19 protein-coding genes and 1 pseudogene are annotated in these 21792 nt (G+C 69.1%); 7 read left to right on the top strand and 13 right to left on the bottom strand.

Annotated elements, in window-relative coordinates; genetic code table 11:
* Positions 1-61: 61 nt before the first annotated feature.
* The gene (locus ACFY5C_RS07775; RefSeq protein ID WP_328425384.1) at positions 62-589 is read right to left on the bottom strand and encodes a YbjN domain-containing protein; all 528 of its coding nucleotides are present in this window, start codon (positions 587-589) and stop codon (positions 62-64) included.
* Positions 590-725: 136 nt separating this feature from the next.
* Between ACFY5C_RS07775 and ACFY5C_RS07770 the strand changes: the two genes are divergently transcribed.
* Positions 726-1220, top strand: a complete 495-nt coding sequence (locus ACFY5C_RS07770) for a hypothetical protein (RefSeq protein ID WP_389441713.1) — start codon at positions 726-728, stop codon at positions 1218-1220.
* An 82-nt stretch (positions 1221-1302) separates the two neighbouring features.
* Here ACFY5C_RS07770 and clpB read toward each other — a convergent pair whose 3' ends face one another.
* Positions 1303-3900, bottom strand: a complete 2598-nt coding sequence (gene clpB, locus ACFY5C_RS07765) for an ATP-dependent chaperone ClpB (RefSeq protein WP_389441711.1) — start codon at positions 3898-3900, stop codon at positions 1303-1305.
* Between the two features lie 145 nt (positions 3901-4045).
* Here clpB and ACFY5C_RS07760 point away from each other — a divergent pair, with 145 nt between their 5' ends.
* Positions 4046-4459 (top strand): pyridoxamine 5'-phosphate oxidase family protein, encoded by a 414-nt coding sequence (locus ACFY5C_RS07760; protein ID WP_389441708.1) that lies wholly within the window; start codon positions 4046-4048, stop codon positions 4457-4459.
* 202 nt (positions 4460-4661) lie between these two features.
* Here ACFY5C_RS07760 and ACFY5C_RS07755 read toward each other — a convergent pair whose 3' ends face one another.
* Positions 4662-4997 carry a hypothetical protein gene (locus ACFY5C_RS07755; protein ID WP_369272452.1) on the bottom strand — a complete coding sequence of 112 codons (336 nt, stop codon included), beginning with the start codon at positions 4995-4997 and terminating at the stop codon, positions 4662-4664.
* A gap of 373 nt (positions 4998-5370) precedes the next feature.
* Here ACFY5C_RS07755 and ACFY5C_RS07750 point away from each other — a divergent pair, with 373 nt between their 5' ends.
* Positions 5371-6315 carry a helix-turn-helix transcriptional regulator gene (locus ACFY5C_RS07750; RefSeq protein WP_369272451.1) on the top strand — a complete coding sequence of 315 codons (945 nt, stop codon included), beginning with the start codon at positions 5371-5373 and terminating at the stop codon, positions 6313-6315.
* A 58-nt stretch (positions 6316-6373) separates the two neighbouring features.
* Here ACFY5C_RS07750 and ACFY5C_RS07745 read toward each other — a convergent pair whose 3' ends face one another.
* Complete coding sequence (locus ACFY5C_RS07745) at positions 6374-7444, bottom strand: LuxR C-terminal-related transcriptional regulator (RefSeq protein ID WP_389441705.1); 1071 nt, start codon at positions 7442-7444, stop codon at positions 6374-6376.
* A gap of 299 nt (positions 7445-7743) precedes the next feature.
* Here ACFY5C_RS07745 and ACFY5C_RS07740 point away from each other — a divergent pair.
* Positions 7744-7929 (top strand): annotated as a pseudogene (locus tag ACFY5C_RS07740) (hypothetical protein); the annotation flags it as partial.
* A 162-nt stretch (positions 7930-8091) separates the two neighbouring features.
* On the opposite strand, the gene ACFY5C_RS07735 reads toward ACFY5C_RS07740, so the two are convergent.
* Positions 8092-9222 (bottom strand): sugar ABC transporter substrate-binding protein, encoded by a 1131-nt coding sequence (locus ACFY5C_RS07735; protein ID WP_389441702.1) that lies wholly within the window; start codon positions 9220-9222, stop codon positions 8092-8094.
* Positions 9223-9676: 454 nt separating this feature from the next.
* Here ACFY5C_RS07735 and ACFY5C_RS07730 point away from each other — a divergent pair, with 454 nt between their 5' ends.
* On the top strand, positions 9677-10192 hold the full coding sequence (locus ACFY5C_RS07730) for a hypothetical protein (protein WP_389441700.1): 516 nt from the start codon (positions 9677-9679) through the stop codon (positions 10190-10192).
* A 476-nt stretch (positions 10193-10668) separates the two neighbouring features.
* Here the strand turns inward: ACFY5C_RS07730 and ACFY5C_RS07725 are convergent, their stop codons facing one another.
* From ACFY5C_RS07725 to ACFY5C_RS07705, 5 genes are all read right to left on the bottom strand, one after another.
* Positions 10669-11115, bottom strand: a complete 447-nt coding sequence (locus tag ACFY5C_RS07725) for a heat shock protein transcriptional repressor HspR (protein WP_037706704.1) — start codon at positions 11113-11115, stop codon at positions 10669-10671.
* Positions 11116-11120: 5 nt separating this feature from the next.
* A complete protein-coding gene (dnaJ, locus tag ACFY5C_RS07720; protein WP_389441698.1) occupies positions 11121-12308 on the bottom strand; it encodes a molecular chaperone DnaJ in 1188 nt (395 codons plus the stop codon).
* 42 nt (positions 12309-12350) lie between these two features.
* Positions 12351-12998, bottom strand: a complete 648-nt coding sequence (gene grpE / locus ACFY5C_RS07715; protein WP_389441695.1) for a nucleotide exchange factor GrpE — start codon at positions 12996-12998, stop codon at positions 12351-12353.
* Positions 12998-14848, bottom strand: coding sequence for a molecular chaperone DnaK (gene dnaK / locus ACFY5C_RS07710; RefSeq protein ID WP_389441693.1), 1851 nt, complete (start codon positions 14846-14848; stop codon positions 12998-13000). The genes grpE and dnaK overlap by 1 nt, the downstream gene beginning before the upstream one ends.
* Before the next feature lie 94 nt (positions 14849-14942).
* Complete coding sequence (locus ACFY5C_RS07705; protein ID WP_389441690.1) at positions 14943-16007, bottom strand: MraY family glycosyltransferase; 1065 nt, start codon at positions 16005-16007, stop codon at positions 14943-14945.
* 204 nt (positions 16008-16211) lie between these two features.
* Between ACFY5C_RS07705 and ACFY5C_RS07700 the strand changes: the two genes are divergently transcribed.
* Positions 16212-18506 (top strand): (Fe-S)-binding protein, encoded by a 2295-nt coding sequence (locus tag ACFY5C_RS07700; RefSeq protein ID WP_389441687.1) that lies wholly within the window; start codon positions 16212-16214, stop codon positions 18504-18506.
* 139 nt (positions 18507-18645) lie between these two features.
* Positions 18646-18972, top strand: a complete 327-nt coding sequence (locus ACFY5C_RS07695) for a zinc-ribbon domain-containing protein (RefSeq protein WP_389441685.1) — start codon at positions 18646-18648, stop codon at positions 18970-18972.
* 5 nt (positions 18973-18977) lie between these two features.
* On the opposite strand, the gene ACFY5C_RS07690 is transcribed toward ACFY5C_RS07695, so the two are convergent.
* From ACFY5C_RS07690 to ACFY5C_RS07680, 3 genes are all read right to left on the bottom strand, one after another.
* Entirely contained in the window at positions 18978-19697 is a 720-nt protein-coding gene (locus ACFY5C_RS07690; protein ID WP_389441682.1) for a DUF2637 domain-containing protein, read from the bottom strand.
* Between the two features lie 363 nt (positions 19698-20060).
* Positions 20061-20777 carry an ankyrin repeat domain-containing protein gene (locus ACFY5C_RS07685; protein ID WP_389441680.1) on the bottom strand — a complete coding sequence of 239 codons (717 nt, stop codon included), beginning with the start codon at positions 20775-20777 and terminating at the stop codon, positions 20061-20063.
* Positions 20778-20803: 26 nt separating this feature from the next.
* Positions 20804-21421: a dihydrofolate reductase family protein gene (locus ACFY5C_RS07680; protein ID WP_389441678.1), complete on the bottom strand. Its 618-nt coding sequence runs from the start codon at positions 21419-21421 to the stop codon at positions 20804-20806.
* Positions 21422-21792: the final 371 nt, after the last annotated feature.

Below are 21792 nucleotides of genomic sequence, written 5' to 3'. Positions count from 1 at the left end.
CGGCACGCGACCGTGATGGCCGGTGCCCTGGCCGGGCTCTGCCGAATCCGGGTGTCGAGGACTACTCCTCGTCGTCCTCGGGCTTGTCCGCCTCGTTGATCTCCTGCTCCAGGCCGAGCTGCTCGACGAGCCACTTGTCGAACTCGATGGCGGCCCGCACCCAGCTGACCGTCGACGAGACGAAGTGCTCCAGGCTCACGCCGGTGCCGATCAGCATCTGTGCCTCGCCGATCAGGCGGACGGTGCCGTCGTCGTGCGTGTGGCTGTAGACCTTGGGCCACAGGGTCCGGCGGTTCCAGTCGTCGATCGACTCGAGAAGCAGGGGCTTCTCGTCGATCTTGTGGGGCCGGTCGTAGAACGTCCGCACCGAGAAGACCTGCTGGTCACCCTCGCCGCGGAACATGAAGTACGTACGGAACTGCTCCCACGGCGCCGCGAGGTCACCCTCGTCGTCGACGACGTACTTCAGCTCCATCTGGTCGAGGAGCTGCTTCACGAGGTCCTGATCCGGGACAACGGGTCCGGGCGGTGGCCCGGGCTCCGGCTGCTGGCCCCCGAAGTTCGGGATCGAGGACGGGTCGATGCTCACCGTGATTTTCCCTTCGTACGGATTCCGCCATCCTCCCCCATGCGGGGAGGGGGGTGGCAAGCCCGGACAGGGCCTGTCTGCCGTCGGCTGACATGATCTGGCCTGTCGCAACGGACCGCTGCGGAAGGCGGGCGTCATGTCCGGAACACACGTGGACGCACAGGAGCGCCGCGGCCGCACCAGATGGCCGATGTTCGCCGCGATCGTGGCACTGCCGGGGCTGGTCCTGGCGGGCCTCATGGCCTTGGTGGTGATGTGGGTGGTGGCGGACGACCCGCCCCGCTCCGGTCCCGACACGGTCGCCTGCCCGGACGCCCTGCACTTCGGCGGGGCCGAGCTGCCGGACGGCGCCGAGGTCGTCGGGTCGTGCAAGACGCAAGGGTTCCAGGACATCCATTACAGCGCGACCTTCCGCATGCCGCGCGCCGACGTCCCGGACTGGCTCAGGCAGACCTATCCGGACGCCCCCGCGCCCGGGACGCAGTTCTGCGGCGGCGTGGACGTCGATCTGTGTCTCGATCTGGACGCCCCGGGCGGCCATCCCGACGCGGGCGCCCACGCGGTGCAGGTGAGGGTGGAGTACGAGGACGCCGACACCGCACTCGTGCGCTTCGCCGCGTTCACCATGTGACCGCGCGGCCACGTGACGAAGTGACCCCATGACGACGGCCCGCCCCGGGATGCGGGGCGGGCCGTCCCACCGTTTCGTGCGGCTACAGCGTCTTCCCCGTGGCCGGCCCCACGATCAGGCCGTCCCCGAAGGAGTCCACCCGGACCGTGTCGCCGTCCTTGACCTCGCCGGAGAGGATCTCCTTGGCGAGGCGGTCGCCGATGGCGGTCTGGACGAGACGGCGCAGCGGCCGGGCACCGTAGGCCGGGTCGTTGCCCTCGTCGGCGAGCCAGGCCAGGGCCTCGTCGCTGACCTCGAGGGTGAGCCGCCGCTCGGCCAGCCGCTTGGCGAGCCGGTCGATCTGGAGCCGGGCGATCCGGCTCAGCTCGTCCTTGGACAGGGCCGAGAAGACCACCAGGTCGTCCAGGCGGTTGAGGAACTCCGGCTTGAAGGAAACCCGGACCACCTCCAGGACCTGCTCCTTCTTCTCCGCCTCACTGGTGATCGGGTCGACCAGGAACTGGCTGCCCAGGTTGGACGTCAGCACCAGGATCGCGTTGCGGAAATCGACCGTACGGCCCTGTCCGTCCGTCAACCGCCCGTCGTCCAGCACCTGAAGGAGGATGTCGAAGACCTCGGGGTGCGCCTTCTCGACCTCGTCGAGCAGCACGACGCTGTACGGCCGCCTGCGCACCGCCTCCGTCAGCTGGCCGCCCTCCTCGTAGCCGACGTACCCGGGAGGCGCGCCCACCAGCCGGGCCACGCTGTGCTTCTCGCCGTACTCCGACATGTCGATGCGGACCATCGCCCGTTCGTCGTCGAAGAGGAAGTCGGCGAGGGCCTTGGCGAGTTCGGTCTTGCCGACGCCGGTCGGGCCGAGGAAGAGGAAGGAGCCGGTCGGGCGGTCCGGGTCGGCGATGCCGGCGCGGGTGCGGCGTACCGCGTCCGACACGGCACGCACGGCCTCCCCCTGTCCGATGAGCCGCTTGCCCAACTCCTCCTCCATCCGCAGGAGTTTCTGCGTCTCGCCCTCCAGGAGGCGGCCGGCCGGGATGCCGGTCCAGGCGGCGACGGTGTCGGCGATGTCGTCGGAGCCGACCTCCTCCTTGACCATCGTGCTCTTGGCGGCCTCCTCCTCGGCCTGCGAGGCCTCCTCCAGGTCCCGCTCCAGGGCGGGGATCTCGCCGTAGAGCAGCTTGCTGGCGGAGTCGAAGTCACCGTCGCGCTGGGCGCGTTCGGCCTGTCCGCGCGCCTCGTCGAGCCGTTCCTTCAGCTCGCCGACGCGGTTGAGGGACTGCTTCTCCTTCTCCCAGCGGGCGGTCAGGCCCCGCAGCTCCTCCTCCTTGTCGGCGAGATCGCGGCGCAGCCGCTCCAGGCGTTCGAGAGAGGCCGCGTCGGTCTCCTTGCTGAGGGCCAGCTCCTCCATCTTCAGCCGGTCCACGGACCGCTGGAGCTCGTCGATCTCGACGGGGGACGAGTCGATCTCCATCCGGAGCCGGGAGGCGGCCTCGTCGACGAGGTCGATGGCCTTGTCGGGCAGGAACCGGGAGGTGATGTACCGGTCGGAGAGGGTGGCCGCGGCGACCAGCGCGCTGTCCGCGATCTGCACCTTGTGGTGGGCCTCGTAGCGCCCCTTGAGCCCGCGCAGGATCGCGATGGTGTCCTCGACGGTCGGTTCGGCGACCAGCACCTGCTGGAAGCGCCGCTCCAGGGCGGGGTCCTTCTCGATCCGCTCGCGGTACTCGTCGAGGGTGGTGGCGCCGACCATGCGCAGCTCACCGCGCGCGAGCATGGGCTTGAGCATGTTCCCGGCGTCCATGGCGGAGTCGCCGCCGGCACCGGCGCCCACGACCGTGTGCAGCTCGTCGATGAAGGTGATGATCTGGCCGTCGGAGCCCTTGATCTCCGCGAGCACGGTCTTCAGCCGCTCCTCGAACTCACCGCGGTACTTCGCCCCGGCGACCATGGCGCCCAGGTCGAGCGCGACGAGCCGCTTGTTCTTCAGCGACTCCGGCACGTCCCCCTTGACGATCCGCTGGGCGAGCCCCTCCACGACGGCGGTCTTGCCGACGCCGGGCTCACCGATGAGGACGGGGTTGTTCTTGGTGCGCCGCGAGAGGACCTGCACGACCCGCCGGATCTCCTGGTCCCGCCCGATGACGGGGTCGAGCTTGCCCTCCCGGGCGGCGGCCGTGAAGTCGGTCCCGAACTTCTCCAGCGCCTTGTACTGCCCCTCGGGGTCGGCGGTGGTGACGCGGCGCCCCCCGCGGGCCTTCTGGAAGGCCTCCAGCAGCTTCTTCGCCGTGGCCCCCTGCTGGGCGAGCACCTCACCCGCCTGGCCGCCCTTGGCGGCGGTGCCGATCAGCAGGTGCTCGGTGGAGAGGTACTCGTCCCCGAGCTCCCTGGCACGCGCCTGGGCGTCCGCGATCACGGCGAGCAGCTCGCGGTTGGGCTGCGGGGGCGCGACCGTGGACCCGGTCACGCTGGGCAGCGCGGCGAGCGCCTTCTCGGCGCCGGCCCGCACGGAGGCCTGGTCGGCGTCGACGGCCGCCAGCAGATCGATGATGTTCTCGTTCTCCTGGCCCTGGAGCAGAGCAAGGAGCAGGTGGGCAGGCGTGAGGTCCGCATGCCCCTCGGTCAAGGCCCGGTTACTGGCCGCGTTGATCGCGTCCCGGCTCCTGTTGGTCAGCTCGGCGTCCACGTTGGCGTTCTCCTCCTGCCGTCAGCGTCTCCCAGTACTGACTGAGTCAGCGTACACAAAGTTGAGTCTATTCCACTCAAGGTCGCCCCGGGGAGACTGGGGGCGGCCAGGCCCTGTCGTCAGGAAGGGCCTAGGGTTCCGGGCCATGGCCGCATACCCCCAGGATCCTGGCGCGCCGGACGCGCCGTACCTCGCCTTCTGGCAGGAAAGACACCTGTGCACCCTGACGACCCTGCGCCCGGACCTCACCCCCCATGTCGTACCCGTCGGAGTGACATACGACCCTGAGGCGCGGCTTGCTCGGGTGATCGCGAACAAGTCCAGCGCGAAGGTGGGCCATGTCCGGGCCGCCGGCCCGGACGGCGCCCGGGTCGCGGTCTGCCAGGTGGACGGACGGCGGTGGGCGACGCTGGAGGGCCTGGCACGCGTCCGGAACGACCCCGAGCGGGTAGCGGAGGCGGTGCGCCGGTACGCGCAGCGGTACGGGCGCACGCCGCGGCCCAATCCCGACCGGGTCGTGATCGAGATCGAACTGACGCGGGCGATGGGACAGGGGTGAACGCGGGTGAGCCCTGGGACGGGACTCCCGGGGGCCTGGTTCCAGTGGCTGGATACCGGATGACCGGTTTCGGCCACCGGCGGAACGGGGGGAAACGGGGAAATGTCACCCGGAAACTGCAGCGGCGTCACCGTGTTCAGGTCACGGTGACGCCGCTGCGGGGGGAAGCACCTGAGCGATCTGTTACGACGGGGGAATCGCGTCAGGCACTGCGGGGGGTGGCTGAGATAGTCCTTGGGGCCGGGGCCTCCGGTTCCACCAGGCGGTGGTCGCGCTGATCGAGATTGACGAAGATCATTCCGTACCGGATGGCGCACCTGACGGGTTGCGGCGCCCCCCGAGGCCGTCGCAGACACCGGTATGCCCGCACGTCCTCGTCCTCGTCCCGCGTCACGACCACCGGCTCTCCGAAGACGGTCACCATCAACGAGTCACCGGAGTGGGGGATCGCGGTGACCAGGTCGATGAAGTGCCAGCCGGAGCGGTAGGCGGTGGCCATCTCTCGGCGGAAGGAGCGGTCGTCGGGTGGGGTGGTCATGCCGACTCCCGCTCACCGCTGCTCGCCTTGGCGTTGGCCGGCCAGGAGCTGTCCCCGGCAATCGTGACAGTCTGTGACTGGGTGGGCCAGCTACTGTCCGCTCGCGAGTCGCTCTTCGATTCCGAGAGGCCCCCCAGGACTCCGAAGGCCACAACGGTGGAGAAGGCGGCGACAAGAATCGAGCGAAGCATTCTGTTCCGCATAGTCGGCTTCGTCCTCACTTGAAGGTCCCCTCTTCCCCCGTCGAGTAAGACGATGGCTCATTCGGGCACTTCATGGCCACACGATCGGTGCATCATGTTCCTGCATGTTCAGGACCCTGGGGGGTGGAGATTTGGTGACGAATCAGACTAAAGCGATACATCCCCATGCGATGACCGAGATGTGCGCGGAAGGTGGCCGACTCTATGCGAACGCGCTGCGCACGGGGCGTATCGCCCGCACAGATGTGGAGTCCGTCCCCTGCCTGATGGAGTTCGCTCTGCTCTACCCGGATGCGGACGACCCGAACTGGCTGCGTCCCGTTCCGGCGTCGGTCGCTCTGGCTCAGCGGCTCAATCCCATCGAGCGGGAGATCTCCGATCGCAGGCGGCTCTCCGTCGAGCTGGCCGACGCACTCCAGCCATTCATGGACCTCAGCGCTCAGGTGACGGGGGGCACGCACTCCATCACCGTGCTGGAGGGCGGGGAGCGGATCAACGCCGCCCTCAATCTGGCCACGGCCCAGTGCCAGACCGAGATGCTCACGGTCCAGCCGAGCAACCGCATCTCGGAGAGCAGCTTGTTGCAGGGCCTGGAGCGGGACCGTCCGCTGATCGAACGCGGGGTGCGCATAAGGACCCTCTATCAGCACACGGTGCGCTACAACCCGGGCAAGCTGGCCTATGTCGCCCAGCTCTCGGACGGCAAGGTGGAGTACCGCACCATCGACGAGCTGGTCGAGCGCCTCATCATCTGCGACGAGTCGGTCGCCTTCATCCCCACCCGCGACGACCAGCAGGTGGCCCTGGAGCTGCGCCAGCCCGGACTCATCCGCTACCTGATCAAGGTCTTCGAGTTCATGTGGAGCCGCGCGGTTCCGCTGACCGAGCACGCGCCCTACGAGACCGCGCCCGACGGCATCACGGAGATCCAGCACTCCATCGCGAAGCTGCTCGTGGAGGGCCACGTCGACGAGGCGATCGCCCGCCGGCTGGGCATGAACGTGCGCACCTGCCGGGCCCACATCGCCAAGCTGGCCACCGCCCTGGGCAGCGGGAGCCGGGCTCAACTCGGCTTCCTCATCGCACAGTCCGGAATCCTCGACAACGAGAACTGAGCGACGCGAGTGCCGTGACCGGTTCGGGCTCGGCCGGTTCGAGCTCAACCCGGCTGTCTCACCGGCCGGTCGGGGATTCCTGACCGGGTAGCCCGGGCACCCGGGGAACCCCGGCCGCGCTGATCACCGCGGCCCCCGACGACGACGCCCGCTGGCGGTCCAGGCCCACCTGGGCGATGCGGACGCCGAGTTGGGTACGGCTCGCCGCGCCCAGCGTCTCCGACAGGCGCGCGATGTGCGCACGGCACGTCCGTACGCTTATCCCCAGCCGCTCCGCGATCACCGCGTCCTGGTGGCCCTCGGCGAGCAGCGCCGCGATGGACTGTTCTCGGTGGGAGATGCCCTCGATGCCGGTGTCGGGCAGGGGCGCGGTCAGCGGGATCGCAAGGCGCCACAGCCGCTCGAAGACCGTGACCAGGTAGTTCACCAGCGCCGGATGCCGCAGTTCCAGCGCCATCGTGCGGTCGGCGTTCGCCGGGACAAAGGCCACCGTACGGTCGAAGAGGATCAGCCGGTCGATCACCTCGTCCAGCGTGCGGGCCTCCACCGAATCGCCCATCAGTTCCAGGTAGTTCAGCAGACCCTGGCCGTGCCTCGCCACGTGCGTGTAGAGGTCGCGCATCCGCACGCCCCGCCCCCGCAGCTCCATCGCCCGGTGCAGCCCCTCCGTGAGCTCGTGCTCGGGACGGATGCCGCCGGGCTGCACGGTCAGCACCTGGCTGGTGCACGCCTGCGTCGCCTCGTCCAGCGCGCCCTGGATGCGCGAGTCACCGTCCAGGACCCGGATGGCCGTGCCCTCGACACCGGACACCTGCGGCGGCTGGGGGCCGAGCCCGGCGTACCACTCGAACGCCGCCACCGCCGAGCCCACCCGCCGCTGGCTCGCGCTGACCTCGTCGTACACCCCGCGCAGCAGCCGCGTCATGACCTCCTGCGGGGAGGTCGGGACCAGCCAGTCCATGTCGTCGGGGTCGGGATGCAGCAGCGCCAGCTCCAGCAGGCAGGGCACCGGGTCCGCGTCCCGGCGCGGCACCCGGCCACGCCGTACGGCCCGGGAGTACACGCGATCCCCTGCGTCGCACAGTCGGTCGGCACCGTGGGGATGCTCCTCCGTCCCGTGCCCGGCCATCGCCCCATCCACCCCCGGTTCTTGCGTTTCGCCGGCTCGCTCACCTCCGGAGCGCGGTGACGACCTCTGCCGGGACACCCGGGCCGGGCGTGGCTCTGGTCGACAGGCCCACCGTGCTCGGCCCTTCGGGCCTACGGTTCGCTCGCGCTTCCGCAGCGCAACTATGCGCGGACCGGCCGTGCTCCGCAACACGGCTCCCGCCGGGACGGGCGCCGTAAACCACCAGTACGTACCGGTTTTGACCGGCCTCCGTCCGCCGGGTTGCAACAAGCTGGGGGTGTCATCCCGGCCTTTGCGCTGTGCGCTGCAAAGCACGTCGGCCGGACGGACGGCCCGGGCGATGCCCGACAGGAGCGCGCCGTGTGCCTTCGAGGACGGCATCGAGCTCTTGCCGCCCCGGCTCGGCGATCGGCTGCCCGGACATCCGCAGCGCGGCCACGGCGGGCCACGTCACACTCGCGAACGCCGTCGGGAGCGGAATCGCCGACCGCAAGCTCCTCCACACCCAAGTCCGCGACCTGATCCGGTACTGCCTCCGCACTCGCAAAGCAGACCCTTCGCCGTCGGCCACGGCAAAGCACACCGGACAGCGGGACAGGGCCCGTCGGAAGACCGACGGACCCTGTCCGCTGAACCGCACCTGGGCCCTACTTGGTGAGCCCGGCCGCCGCGCACGCGGCCTTGTACTCGCCCGTGCAGATCTCCGACACCTCATAGATCCCGTCAGCGAGGACGGTCTCCTCGATGTTCTTCTTCGTCAGGGCGACCACCGGCACCAGCAGGGCCGGGATGCCCTTGGCGGTAGGGCTGTCGACCTGATCCTGGGTGAGGGAGTCGAACTGGATGTCCTTGCCCTGGACCTTGGCCACGGCCATCTCCGCGGCGCTCTCCGCCTCCTGCGGGTACGACTTGTAGACGCTCATGTACTGCTCGCCGCTCAGGATCCGCTGGATGGCGTCCAGTTCGGCGTCCTGGCCGGTGACGGGCGGCAGGTCGGTCACGCCCTGGGCCTGCAGCGCCTTGATGATGCCGCCGGCCATGCCGTCGTTGGCGGAGTACACGCCCTTGATGTTGTTAGCGCCGATGGCCTTGATCGCCTCGGTCATGTTGGCCTGGGCGTTCTCGGGCTTCCAGTCCTTGGTGTCGTAGGACTTGGCGATGTCCACCGAGCCGTTGAGCTCGGAGAGGGCGCCCGCCTTGAACTGCTTTGCGTTCGGGTCGGTGGGCGACCCGTTCATCATGACGATCTTGTCGGACGAGTCGACGTTCGGGCCCATGGCGTCCATGAGGGAGCGGCCCTGCACCTCACCGACGAGTTCGTTGTCGAAGGAGACGTACGCGTCGATCGGCCCCTCGGCGAGGCGGTCGTAGGCGATGACCGGGATGCCGGCGTCCTTGGCCTTCTGCACGCCGCCGGCTATCGCGTGGGCGTCCACGGCGTCCAGCAGGATCACGTCGACCTGGTCGTCGATCATCTGCTGGAGCTGGCTGGCCTGCTTCTCCGCGTCGGCGTCCGCGTTTCGGTAGTCGACCTGGCCCTGCTTGTCGGTGAGCTCCGCGACCTTGTTCTTGATGATCGGGTAGTCGAACTTGTCGTAGCGCGTGTTCGCCGTCTCCGGGAGCAGCAGCCCCACGGTGACGTCGTCGCCCTTGGTCGGGCTCGCCTCACTGCTGTCCCCGGTGACGCCCAGTGCCCCGCACGCTGCCAGCGAGAGGGTCATCGTGGACGCGGCGGCCACGGCGGTGGCGGTGCGGCGCAGGGGGCGCAAGGGACGCATAGAGGAGCTCACTTCTGGTGCTTCGGGACACGGGCGCGCCATTGCGCCCAGATGACTGAAAAGCCAACGCGTCGACCGCCCCCAGCGTCAAGCGGAATCACTTAACGAGTGCGCAACACCACGCTCCGCTGATCATGTAAAGACATGGCGAAACATATCGCAACGCCCGTTACACCCCCTCCACCGAACCTTGATCGAGCACGCTGCCAAGATCCGTACAACCAACCTCATTCACCATGAGTCCGGTTCAGGACGACTCCGACCTGCCGTCCCTCAACCGACCAGATGATCGAATGAACTCAGCCAGGCGCACGACCGCCGCGTCTGCCGCGTCCGCCGCAGTGGCCTGAACCTCGCCGGCCCTCACCCGGGGCACGCGGCGCGGCACCACGTCCTGGACGGTGACCGCACCCGCCACCTGACCGACACGGCCGAAACTGCGAAGATCACCCGCATGACCGTCATCACCGAAACCCTCGTCGAGGACAGCCGGTTCGGCACGCTGACCGTCCGTCTGGACACCGAGCGCGGCGAAGTCGTCGTCGAGGGCGCGGTGGTACCGCGGATCGTGCTGAGCCGGTCCGCCGGAACCGAGGCCGAGGAGCACATCCCCGTCGGCACCCGGGCCGGCGACCTGCTCACGCTCACCGTGGACGGCGAGGAGGCGGAGGTGCGCCCGGCGAAGGGACGGCTAACCCGGCGTTCGTACGCGGTCGACGTCCGGCACGCCGGCCACATCTGGCGGCTGCTACCCGACTCCGTGCCGGACAGCCGCCTCCTGCGCGACGGCCGACGCCTCGGCGAGTTCACCTCCCAGGGCAACGGCGAGGTCTCGGCCGACTGGCGCGAGGGCGCGGCCCCGGAGGCCATGGACGCGAGCCTCGGCTACGGCCTCGCGGCCGGATTCGGCACGGGCGCTCAGCCGATGTGGATGCTGGTCGTGGATGCGATCGGGGACCTGATTCCCTGACGCGGCGTCGGCCGTAACCGCCCCTACGGGTCTCACGGGCCCGCCCGCCGACGCGGCCACGAAGGTGGCCTGGACCGCGGCCGACGACGCCGGGGTCACCGGGTACCGGGCCCACCGCCGTACGGCCGACACGGGGGCCTGGAGCCCCCTCGGTGCCACGTCCGGCACGTCCACGTCCGCCACGTCCACGTCCGGCACGTCGTACGACGCCACCTCCGCCCCGCGCGGCAGGGCGTACTACTACGTGGCCGCTGTCGACGCCCGGGACTCCGACTCCCTGTCCTCCACGCAGAGCGCCGTCGACCGCCTGACGCCGGCCACGGCGACCGGCCCTGCATCGCCGAGGTGTACGCCGCAAACGCCTACGGCCGCCAGAGCGCGCGGAGCACTTCACCGGAGTACTTCGTCGGCCGCTGACGGCATGGGAAAGGGGCCCGGAGAAGTCTCCGGGCCCCTTTCGCGTACGGCTGTGCCGCCTAGTCCTTGGCCTTCTTCGGCCGCCACACCACCAACGCGCTGGTCTGCTGCACCTCCTGGTACGGCACCAGATCGCGGCGGTACGACGCGTGTACCGCCGCCTCGCGCTGCTGCATCGCCGCCGCGGCCCCTTCGACTGCGGCCTGGAGCTCGGCCACCCGGGACTGGAGCGCCGCGACCTGGTTCTCCAGTTCGATGATGCGCTTGATGCCCGCGAGGTTGATGCCCTCGTCCTGCGACAACTGCTGGACGGTGCGCAGCAGTTCGATGTCACGGGCCGAGTAACGGCGCCCCCGGCCCGCGGTGCGGTCCGGGGACACCAGGCCCAGGCGGTCGTACTGGCGCAGGGTCTGGGGGTGCAGGCCGGACAGCTGGGCCGCCACCGAGATGACGTAGACCGGGGTCTCCTCGGTCAGTTCATACGGGTTGCGTCGACGACCGTCCATCTGACTCATGCTCCCTTCGCGGCCTGGAACAGCTCCGCCCGCGGATCCTCACCCGCGGTCGCCTCGCGATACGCCTCGAGTGCGTCACGAGCCTTCCCCGTCAGGTCCGTCGGAACACTCACCTCGACGGTGACCAGAAGGTCGCCGCGGGTGCCGTCCTTGCGGACCGCGCCCTTGCCCCGCGCCCGCATGGTGCGGCCGTTGGGTGTGCCGGGCGGCAGTTTCAGGGTGACCGGCGGTCCGCCCAGGGTGGGGACCCTGACCTCGCCGCCGAGGGCCGCCTCCGTGAAGGTCACGGGGACGGTCACGGTGAGGTTGTCCTCCTTGCGGCCGAACACCGGGTGCGCCTCGACGTGCACGGTGACGTACAGGTCGCCGGACGGGCCGCCGCGCTCACCGGGTGCGCCCTTGCCGCGCAGCCGGATGCGCTGGCCGTCCGACACCCCGGCCGGGATGCGGACCTGCATGGTGCGCGACGACTTCGCCCTGCCGCTGCCCTTGCAGTCCATGCAGGGGTGCTCGGCGATCAGGCCGCGCCCCTTGCAGTCCGGGCACGGGTCGGTGAGGGAGAAGCCACCGCCCGAGCCCCGCGCCACCTGGCCGGTGCCGACACAGGTCGGGCACACCCGCGGCGTGCCGTTCTTGTCGCCGGTGCCCGCGCAGGCCTTGCACGGTGACTGCGAGGACATCCGCAGCGGGACCGTCGCACCCTCGATCGCCTCGGTGAAGCTGAGGTTGACCTCGGTGTCGATGTCCTGGCCGCGCCGGGGCTGGGTACGGGTCGTACCCGTGCCGCCGCGGTTGAACAGGCCCCCGAAGACGTCGCCGAGTCCGCCGCCGAAGCCGCCGGCTCCTCCTTGGCCGCCGCCCTGGGCGCCGCCTCCGAAGAGGTCGCCCAGGTCGAAGTTGAAGTTGCCGCCGCCCGCGCCGCCCGGCCCCGGGCGGAAGCCGCCGTTGCCGAACAGGGCGCGGGCCTCGTCGTACTCCTTGCGCTTCTTGGGGTCGCCGAGGACGTCGTTCGCCTCGGAGATCTCCTTGAAGCGGTCCTCCGCCTTGGCGTTGCCCTTGTTGGCGTCCGGGTGGTTCTCGCGGGCGAGCTTCCGGTACGCCTTCTTGATCTCGGCCTCGGTGGCGTCCTTGGGGACGCCGAGGACCTTGTAGTAGTCCTTCTCGATGAAGTCCTTGGTGCTCATCCTCGACGTACCCCCTTCCCGTAGTCCCTCGTCAGTTCAACGTCAGCCCTCGTCCGGGCCACCGCTCTCCTTGTCGTCGGCCGCCTCGGTCGCCTCGTCGGCCTTGACGGTCTGCGCGCCCGGCTGCGGTTCGGCGACGGCCACCCGCGCGGGGCGGATGGTGCGCTCGCCGATGCGGTACCCGGGCTGCAGGATCGCCACGCAGGTCGTTTCGGTGACGTCCGGCGCGTAGGAGTGCATCAGGGCCTCGTGGATCGTCGGGTCGAAGGGCTCGCCCTCCTTGCCGAACGCCTGCAGTCCCATCTTCGCCGCGACGGTCTCCAGCGACTCCGCGACGGACTTGAATCCGCCGACGAGTTCGCCGTGTTCACGCGCGCGGCCGATGTCGTCGATGACGGGCAGGAGCTCGGTCAGGAGGTTCGCGATGGCGATCTCCTTGACCGTGATCCGGTCCCGCTCCACGCGGCGGCGGTAGTTCTGGTACTCGGCCTGGAGCCGCTGGAGGTCCGCGGTGCGCTCACCGAGCGCCGTACGCACCTGGTCCAGCTGGGCCACCAGGCCCGGGTCTGCTGCTCCGTCCCCGGCCGGGGCCGCCCCCTCCTGAGGGGCGGCCTTCGACTCGGCGTCGTCAGGGGTCGCGCCGGAGGGGACGTCGGGCTTCTCCTCGAAGCCCGGGGTCTCCTCCGTCATTACGCGGCACCGTCCTTGCGCTCGTCGTCCACGATCTCGGCGTCGACGACGTCGTCGTCAGCGGCCTTGCCGTCCGAGGCAGCGCCCTCCGGGCCACCGGCGGCGCCCTGCGCGGCCTGGGCGTCGGCGTACATGGCCTGACCGACCTTCTGCGAGACCGCGGCGACCTTCTCGGTGGCGGTGCGGATCTCGGCGGTGTCCTCGCCCTTGAGCGCGGTCTTCAGCTCCTCCACGGCGGCCTCGACCTCGGTCTTGACCTCGCCGGGGACCTTGTCCTCGTTGTCCTTGAGGAACTTCTCCGTCTGGTAGACGAGCTGCTCGCCCTGGTTGCGGGACTCGGCGGCCTCGCGGCGGGCGTGGTCCTCCTCCGCGTACTTCTCGGCCTCTTCGCGCATCCGGTTGACCTCGTCCTTCGGCAGCGAGGAGCCACCGGTGACGGTCATCTTCTGCTCCTTGCCCGTGCCGAGGTCCTTCGCGGTCACGTGCATGATGCCGTTGGCGTCGATGTCGAAGGCGACCTCGATCTGCGGGACACCGCGCGGGGCCGGCGGCAGACCGGTCAGCTCGAACATTCCGAGCTTCTTGTTGTACGCCGCGATCTCGCGCTCGCCCTGGTAGACCTGGATCTGCACGGACGGCTGGTTGTCCTCGGCCGTCGTGAAGATCTCGGACCGCTTGGTCGGGATCGTGGTGTTGCGCTCGATGAGCTTGGTCATGATGCCGCCCTTGGTCTCGATACCGAGGGACAGCGGGGTCACGTCGAGGAGCAGGACGTCCTTGACCTCACCCTTGAGGACACCGGCCTGCAGGGCGGCGCCGATGGCGACGACCTCGTCCGGGTTGACGCCCTTGTTGGCGTCCTTGCCGCCGGTCAGCTCGCGCACCTGCTCGGCGACGGCGGGCATACGGGTGGAGCCACCGACGAGGACGACGTGGTCGATCTCGTTGATGGAGACGCCGGCGTCCTTCATGACGTTGAAGAACGGGGTCTTGCAGCGCTCCAGGAGGTCCGCGGTCAGCTGCTGGAACTGAGCCCGGGTGAGCTTCTCGTCCAGGTGCAGCGGGCCCTCGGCGGAGGCGGTGATGTAGGGCAGGTTGATCGAGGTCTCGGTGGACGAGGACAGCTCGATCTTGGCCTTCTCGGCAGCCTCACGCAGACGCTGCAGGGCCATCTTGTCCTTGGCGAGGTCCACGCCGTGACCGGACTTGAACTGCTGCACCAGGTAGTCGACGACGCGCTGGTCCCAGTCGTCACCACCGAGGTGGTTGTCACCGTTGGTGGCCTTCACCTCGACGACGCCGTCGCCGATCTCCAGGAGGGACACGTCGAAGGTGCCGCCACCGAGGTCGAAGACGAGGATCGTCTGGTCGTCCTTGTCGAGGCCGTAGGCGAGCGCGGCCGCGGTGGGCTCGTTGACGATGCGAAGGACGTTCAGACCGGCGATCTCGCCGGCCTCCTTCGTCGCCTGGCGCTCGGAGTCGTTGAAGTACGCCGGGACGGTGATGACCGCGTCGGTCACCTTCTCGCCCAGGTAGGACTCGGCGTCGCGCTTGAGCTTCTGGAGGATGAAGGCGGAGATCTGCTGCGGGTTGAAGGGCTTCCCGTCGAGCTCCATCTTCCAGTCGGTGCCCATGTGGCGCTTCACGGACCGGATGGTCCGGTCCACGTTCGTGACCGCCTGACGCTTGGCCACCTCGCCGACGAGCACCTCGCCGTTCTTCGCGAAGGCGACGACGGACGGCGTGGTCCTGGCACCCTCGGCGTTGGTGATGACGGTGGGCTCGCCGCCTTCGAGAACGCTGACGACGGAGTTAGTCGTGCCCAGGTCGATGCCGACCGCACGTGCCATGGTTGATTCCTCCAGCTGACTTGAGTGGAACAGACTCAAGTGTGCACGACGGCCCGCAACCGGTCAACAGAGCTGAGTCGACCTCACTCAACTCTTATCCGTTCCTTACACGCAACTGGGCTCCGACCTGCGACGATGTGGCCTGCGCGGGCGGGCGAACAGCACCCCCTACGGGGAAATAGGGTTGACGCCGAGGCCCGTACGGCTTGATGTGCAGCATCGCGAACACGGTGACGAGGGCACCCACTCCCACCCAGAACGCCCCGGACCGTGCCATCCATCCCATGTGCACGAGGACGCCGACGAGCACCCCGGACAGGCCCGCGACTCCCAGCAGGACGGTCCCACCCTGCGGCGTGAGACCGACCCGGCGCAAACGATGGGCGAGATGATCGGGCCCGCCCCGCAGCAGCGGCCGTCCGGCCAGCCGGCGGGACAGCGCCACGAGCAGTACGTCGGCGGTGGCGAGAGAGGTGAGCGAGTAGAGCACGGCCGCGCTCGACACGGGATCGTGCCCGGCCCGGGTGATGACGGCGGACGCCGCCAGCACGAACCCGACGAACAGCGACCCGCACGCCCCGAGCCCGATCCGAGCGGGATGCCAGTTGTGCATGAGGAACCCGGTCAGGGCGGCAGCCAGCACGCTCAGCAGCACCGCGAGCTCGTCCATCACCTCGGCCGCCGCGCAGATGCCGACCCCGAAGGCGGTGAGCACCCCGACGGTGCCGGCCAGGGCGTCCGCATGGTCGAGCGCCTTGAACCCGATGGCCACGAGAACGATCCAGCCGACGGCCACCAGTCCCAGCAGGATCCCGGTGTCGCCGTACGGCACCACGCAGGCCGCCGCCACCGCCGTACCGCCGATCAGGAACCGCGCTTTCACCCGCCGCACGTCGGCGACCAGCCCGAGCGCGGCGACGGCGCCCGCGGCGACCACCAGCCGCATAATCTCCGAGCCCAGCGGGGCGAACCGCGTCCACTCCCCGGCGGCGGCCACCAGGCAGGTCACGAGCGCGACGGCGACGCCGCCGAGCAGGGGCATCGGTCGCTGGCGGCGGCGGTCGACGATGCCGAAGCGCAGGGCGGGCAGCCGGAGCAGCGCCGCGAGGAGGGCGGCGAGCAGCAGGGCTGTGGTGGCGGCGGCGATCCCGTAAAGCACGGGGATAGGTTAGTGCCGTATATACCATTTCGGGATGAATAACACGATCGGTTCTTAAGGCAACCCTCAGCGACTCACATCACTCCGCGCCTGGCTACAGTGCGGTTGAAGATGGGGGTAGTCTCAGACGGACTGCATAAGTTACCGCTTAGTAATGTCGAGGACCCCCTCGAACCACCCCTCGCAGGCCCGAGGAGCCCCGAAATGCAACTCGCCGCGATCATCGTGTCGCTGGTTCTGATCGTGGTCGGCGTGGCCCTGTTCGCGCGCGCCATCCTTCAGATCTACAACTTCATGCGGCTCGGCCAGAACGTGCCCGCGGGCACCCGCACGGACGAGCCGGTGCAGCGCACCGTCACCGTGGCCAGGGAGTTCCTCGGCCACACCCGGATGAACCGCTGGGGCATCGTGGGTGTCGCGCACTGGTTCGTGGCGGTGGGCTTCTTCTCGCTGCTGCTGACGATCGTCAACGCCATCGGCCAGCTGTTCAAGGCCGACTGGATCCTGCCGGTCATCGGCGACTGGGCGCCGTACAACGTCTTCGTCGAGTTCCTCGGCACCATGACGGTTCTCGGCATCCTCACGCTGATCGTGATCCGCCAGCTGAGCCGGCCGGGCAAGGCGGGCCGCAAGTCCCGCTTCGCCGGGTCCAACACCGGCCAGGCGTACTTCGTCGAGAGCGTCATCCTCATCGTCGGCGTCTGCATCTTCACGCTGCACGCGCTGGAGGGCGCCCAGCACCACGTGGACGGCTACGAGGCCTCGTTCTTCATCTCGTACCCGGTGGTGTCGTGGTTCGAGGGCATGGACATCTCCACGCTCCAGAACCTCACCTACTTCTTCGCCGGCCTGAAGATCGCGACCTCCTTCATCTGGATGATCACGGTCGCCCTGAAGACCGACATGGGTGTGGCCTGGCACCGCTTCCTCGCGTTCCCGAACATCTGGTTCAAGCGCAACGCCGCCGGTGAGACCTCCCTGGGCGCGCTGCTGCCGATGACCTCCGGCGGCAAGCCGATCGACTTCACCGACCCCGGTGAGGACGACGTCTTCGGTGTCTCCCAGGTCGAGCAGTTCTCCTGGAAGGGCCTGCTGGACTTCTCCACCTGCACCGAGTGCGGCCGCTGCCAGTCGCAGTGCCCCGCCTGGAACACGGGCAAGCCCCTCTCCCCCAAGCTGCTGATCATGTCGCTGCGCGACCACGCGCACGCCAAGGCGCCGTACCTGCTGGCCGGTGGCGGCAAGACGATGGAGGGCGAGGAGAAGGCCTCCGAGGAGCAGCTGAAGGACGTCCCCGCGGCCGCCCTCGCGGAGGCCGAGCGTCCGCTGATCGGCACCGCCGAGGAGAACGGCGTCATCGACCCGGACGTCCTGTGGTCCTGCACCACCTGCGGCGCCTGCGTCGAGCAGTGCCCGGTCGACATCGAGCACATCGACCACATCGTCGACATGCGCCGCTACCAGGTGATGATCGAGAGCGCGTTCCCGTCCGAGGCGGGCACGATGCTCAAGAACCTGGAGAAGAAGGGCAACCCCTGGGGCCTGGCGAAGAAGCAGCGCCTGGAGTGGCTGAAGGAAGTCGACTTCGAGGTGCCGGTCGTCGGCAGGGACATCGAGGATCTCACCGAGGTCGAGTACCTGTACTGGGTCGGCTGCGCCGGTGCCCTGGAGGACCGCGCCAAGAAGACCACGAAGGCCTTCGCGGAGCTGCTGCACATGGCGGGCGTCAAGTTCGCGATCATGGGCGGCGACGAGAAGTGCACCGGTGACTCCGCCCGCCGCCTCGGCAACGAGCCCCTGTTCCAGGAGCTCGGCATGGAGAACGTCATGGCACTGAACATGGCGTTCGGCGAGGAGATGGACGACGACGGCAAGGTGACCGAGGAGTCCCGCAAGCCCAAGTCGGCCAAGAAGATCGTCGCCACCTGCCCGCACTGCCTCAACACGATCGGCAACGAGTACCCGCAGATCGGCGGCGACTACGAGGTCATCCACCACACCCAGCTGCTGCAGCACCTGGTGGACGAGGGCAAGCTGGTCCCGGTGACCCCGGTCGAGGGCATCATCACCTACCACGACCCCTGCTACCTGGGCCGGCACAACAAGATCTACACGCCCCCGCGCGAGATCATCGCCAGCGTCCCGGGCATCCGCAACGAGGAGATGCACCGCCACAAGGAGCGCGGCTTCTGCTGTGGCGCCGGTGGTGCGCGGATGTGGATGGAGGAGCGGATCGGCAAGCGCATCAACAACGAGCGCGTCGACGAGGCTCTCTCCGTCAACCCGGACATCGTGTCCACGGCCTGCCCGTTCTGCCTCGTCATGCTCACGGACTCCGTGAACGGCAAGAAGAACGACGGCACGGCCAAGGAGTCCATCCAGGTCGTCGACGTGGCCCAGCTGCTGCTGGAGTCCGTCAAGACCCCGGTCCCGGACGACGAGCCCCCGGCGGGCAGCGCCGAGGCCGAGAGCGAGCCGGAGCCCCAGCCGGTCAAGTAGTGACCGTTACGGCAGCCCGACGCCCCCACGCCCCACAGGGCCTGGGGGCGTCGCCGTACGCTCGGCAGCTGCAGCACATACCGACGCGTCACCGTGCGGCTCACTCGTGCGGCGCAACCCGCTCCGGAAGGACCACCTCATGATCATCTTCGGTACCAAGGGCTACCTCTACCAGCTGGCCGTACTGACGCTCGTGTGCGGCCAGTGCGGCAACCCCGCCGCACACACGCTGCGCAAGCGCGTCACGAAGTTCACGCTGTTCTTCGTGCCGCTGTTCCCCGTCTCCACCAAGTACGCGACGCAGTGCACCTTCTGCGGCGCGGAGCAGAAGGTGACCGACGAACAGGCGCAGCAGCTGCAGGCGCAGGCCGCCGGCGGCGGACAGCCCGGCGCCCACGGAGGCCAGCAGCCGTACGGGCAGCCGCAGCAGCCGTACGGGCAGCCGCAGCAGCCGTACCAGTCCTGAGCGGCCTACGGCTTCGGCGGCTTGGGTCCGTTCACCGCGTCGGCGGCATGCCGGGGGCCGGGCCGTGACGAGAACTGTCCGACCAGTTCACGAAAACAGACCAGGGCGGTGATCGGCGGAATTCCGACGACCACCATCGCGAGCAGGGAATGCGCCGACTGGCCGATGCACAGCGCGACCGCGGTGCCGGAGGAGATCAGCATGACGGCCCAGGAACGCCGGGCCGTCCGACGCTGCACGGAGGCCCGCAGAATGGACAGACCCGCCAGCAGCCACGGCCCATAGACCGTCAACGGCCACCAATGGGCCAGATTCGGCGACACCACCAGCAGCGCGATGGAGCGCAGCTGATCGTACGAATACGAAATGGACCAGGTGAGCATCGTGACCGCACACAGGGTGATGAGTGTGACCAGGACCCCGACGGTGAAGATCTTTGGGTTTCCGGCAAGGATGTGATTGCTGGGCTGAGGCCGCTTTCGATGGACCGGCCGAGGCTGAGGCCTGTCACGGTTCACCGGCGGCGGGGCCGGAGCAGGGGTGGGAACAGGAGCGGCGGAAAGATCCAGGCCCTGCGTCGTGTTCAGCATCTGGGCCAGCTCTTCGTCCAGATCCCAGCCGCCCGACGACGCGATCCCCGGATCGGGGACGTGCCAGAGGTTCTGCATGTCGAGCTGCTGAGTGTAAAGAGGCTGTTCGTCTACCGCGTCATAGTCGGCCCTCATTGCTAGAACTTTTCCCCTTCCATCGTGGCCCGGAGATATTCGCTCTCCATCCGGCTGATGGTTCTCAGAAAGTCCTCAAGCAGATCCGAGCAGTGCGTGATGCCTTCCGCAGTGGTCTGATCAGCTGCCTGAAGCGAGCGGAGCGGACGAGCCTCAGCTGCATGTTTTTCATGCCAAGTCACGCCCACCTAACGAGCACCGCGCAGGGCAGGACATCTGGCATTCGGGGGAATATGCGTCAACGGTGATTATCTGGAATATCCAATGACCGACCCCGGTGGCGAAATTCAGACGAAGTATGAAGATGTGTGACGCGGTGTTATCGAGGGACTTACGATTACCCGTTCCATTGGTCCGGGCAGGTCACAGCCGTTCGCCCTCCTGGAGGTACACCCCGCCCACCGTCACACGATCCGTCCGCTCCGAGCCGCCGACGACGCGGCACCAGCTGTCCACGGTCAGCTCGGCGCCCCGCAGCCTGATGTGGAACCCGCCGTACATCCCCGGCACGGGGAACCAGCAGTCGGGAACCTCGAGTTCGGTCAGCGCCTCGACCTCGGGCAGGCGCATGGCGTGTTGTGTGGCCAGGTCCGAGCCACCGCCGCCGCTACCGCCACCGCCGTCGTCGCCGTCGCCGTCGCCGTCGCCGCCCGACCGGTACCGGATGAGCCGGTGCAGGTGCCATCGCAGCCCGGCGATGACGTCCTGGGGCAGGGGGTGCCGGATCTGCGGACGCAGGAGCGCGCCGAGGTGCGCGTGGCCGCGCGAAACGGCGATGTCCAAGGGGCGGGTGGCGTCGCTCGCCCGCAGCGTGCGGAAGGCGCCGTACTCCAGGAGCCGCTCGACCGTGCCGGCGTCGGCGCCGTGCCAGGCGGCCTGATGTAGGGGTGCGTAGCCGCTACGGCCTTCCAGACGCCCGGAGTTGGCCCATTCGGGCTCCTCGTCGAGGACGTGGAAGACGGTCCGCCAGTCCCCGTCCCGGGCGGCGTCGGCGAGGCGGTCCCGCTCGGCCGCCCACTTGTCCTTCAGGGAGGACCGACGGGTGATCCCGTCCCATCGCGCAGTGCCGTCAGCCTTCACGCCGCCGAGTGTAGGGAGCCTGAGGGTCACGGCTGGGGGGCGGCCCCATAGGTCCCGTACTGCGGAAGTCCCGCCGCCTCGAAGACGTGCACGGAGAGTCCGCCGGATGTCGTTCGGTGGCTGACGAGCCGCAGTCCTGCGGGGGCGCCGCCGTCCGGGAACAGGCGTCGGCCCTGACCGACCACGACCGGGGCGATCGCGAGCCGCAGCGTGTCGATCAGCCCGGCGGCCAGCAGTGACTGGGCGAGCCGCGCGCTGCCGTGGATCTGCAGTTCCCGGCCCGGCCGTTGCTTCAACTCGGCCACCTGGGCGTGCACGTCGCCGGACAGGATCGTGGTCGGGTTCCAGTCGGCCCTGGTCAGGGTGTGGGTGGCCACGTACTTCGGGAGACCGTTCAGCGGCCCGGCGTTCGGGTGGTCGGTCATCTTCGGCCAGTCCCTGGCGAAGTTCTCGTACGTACGCCGCCCGAACAGGAACCCGTCCGCCTCCCCGAGCCAGCTGCCGACCAGCCGCTCGAACTCCTCGTCCACGTACGGCACGAACCAGCCACCCCGCGTGAACCCGTCGCTGGTGTCCTCATCCGGGGACCCGGGGCCCTGGGAGACACCGTCCAGCGACAGAAACTCCTGCACCGTCACCTTCATCGCACGCACCACTTCCGCTCGGGATCCCCGGATGTCCAGTCCAGAACACGTTGGACGTCTGTACGTCTACCCCTTTGACCTCATACGGGGCGGGAACTCATCGGTCAGGGGGTGCGCGCGGTCGGCGTCGGAGTCCGGGGGGCGGGTGCGGCTGGGCACCTGGCGGCGGCCTGCGTGGGTGGCCGGGCATGGCGGCGGCCTGCGTGGGAGGTCGGGCATGGCGGCGGCCTGCGTGGGTGGCCGGGCATGGCGGCGGCCTGCGTGGGTGGCCGGGCATGGCGGCGGCCTGCGTGGGTGGCCGGGCATGGCGGCGGCCTGCGTGGGAGGTCGGGCATGGCGGCGGCCTGCGTGGGTGGCCGGGCATGGCGGCG

Source organism: Streptomyces sp. NPDC012935 (genome assembly GCF_042900345.1).
Lineage (GTDB): Bacteria > Actinomycetota > Actinomycetes > Streptomycetales > Streptomycetaceae > Streptomyces.
Note: the sequence above shows the minus strand (reverse complement) of the source record. Positions and strands in the feature narration are given on the sequence as shown.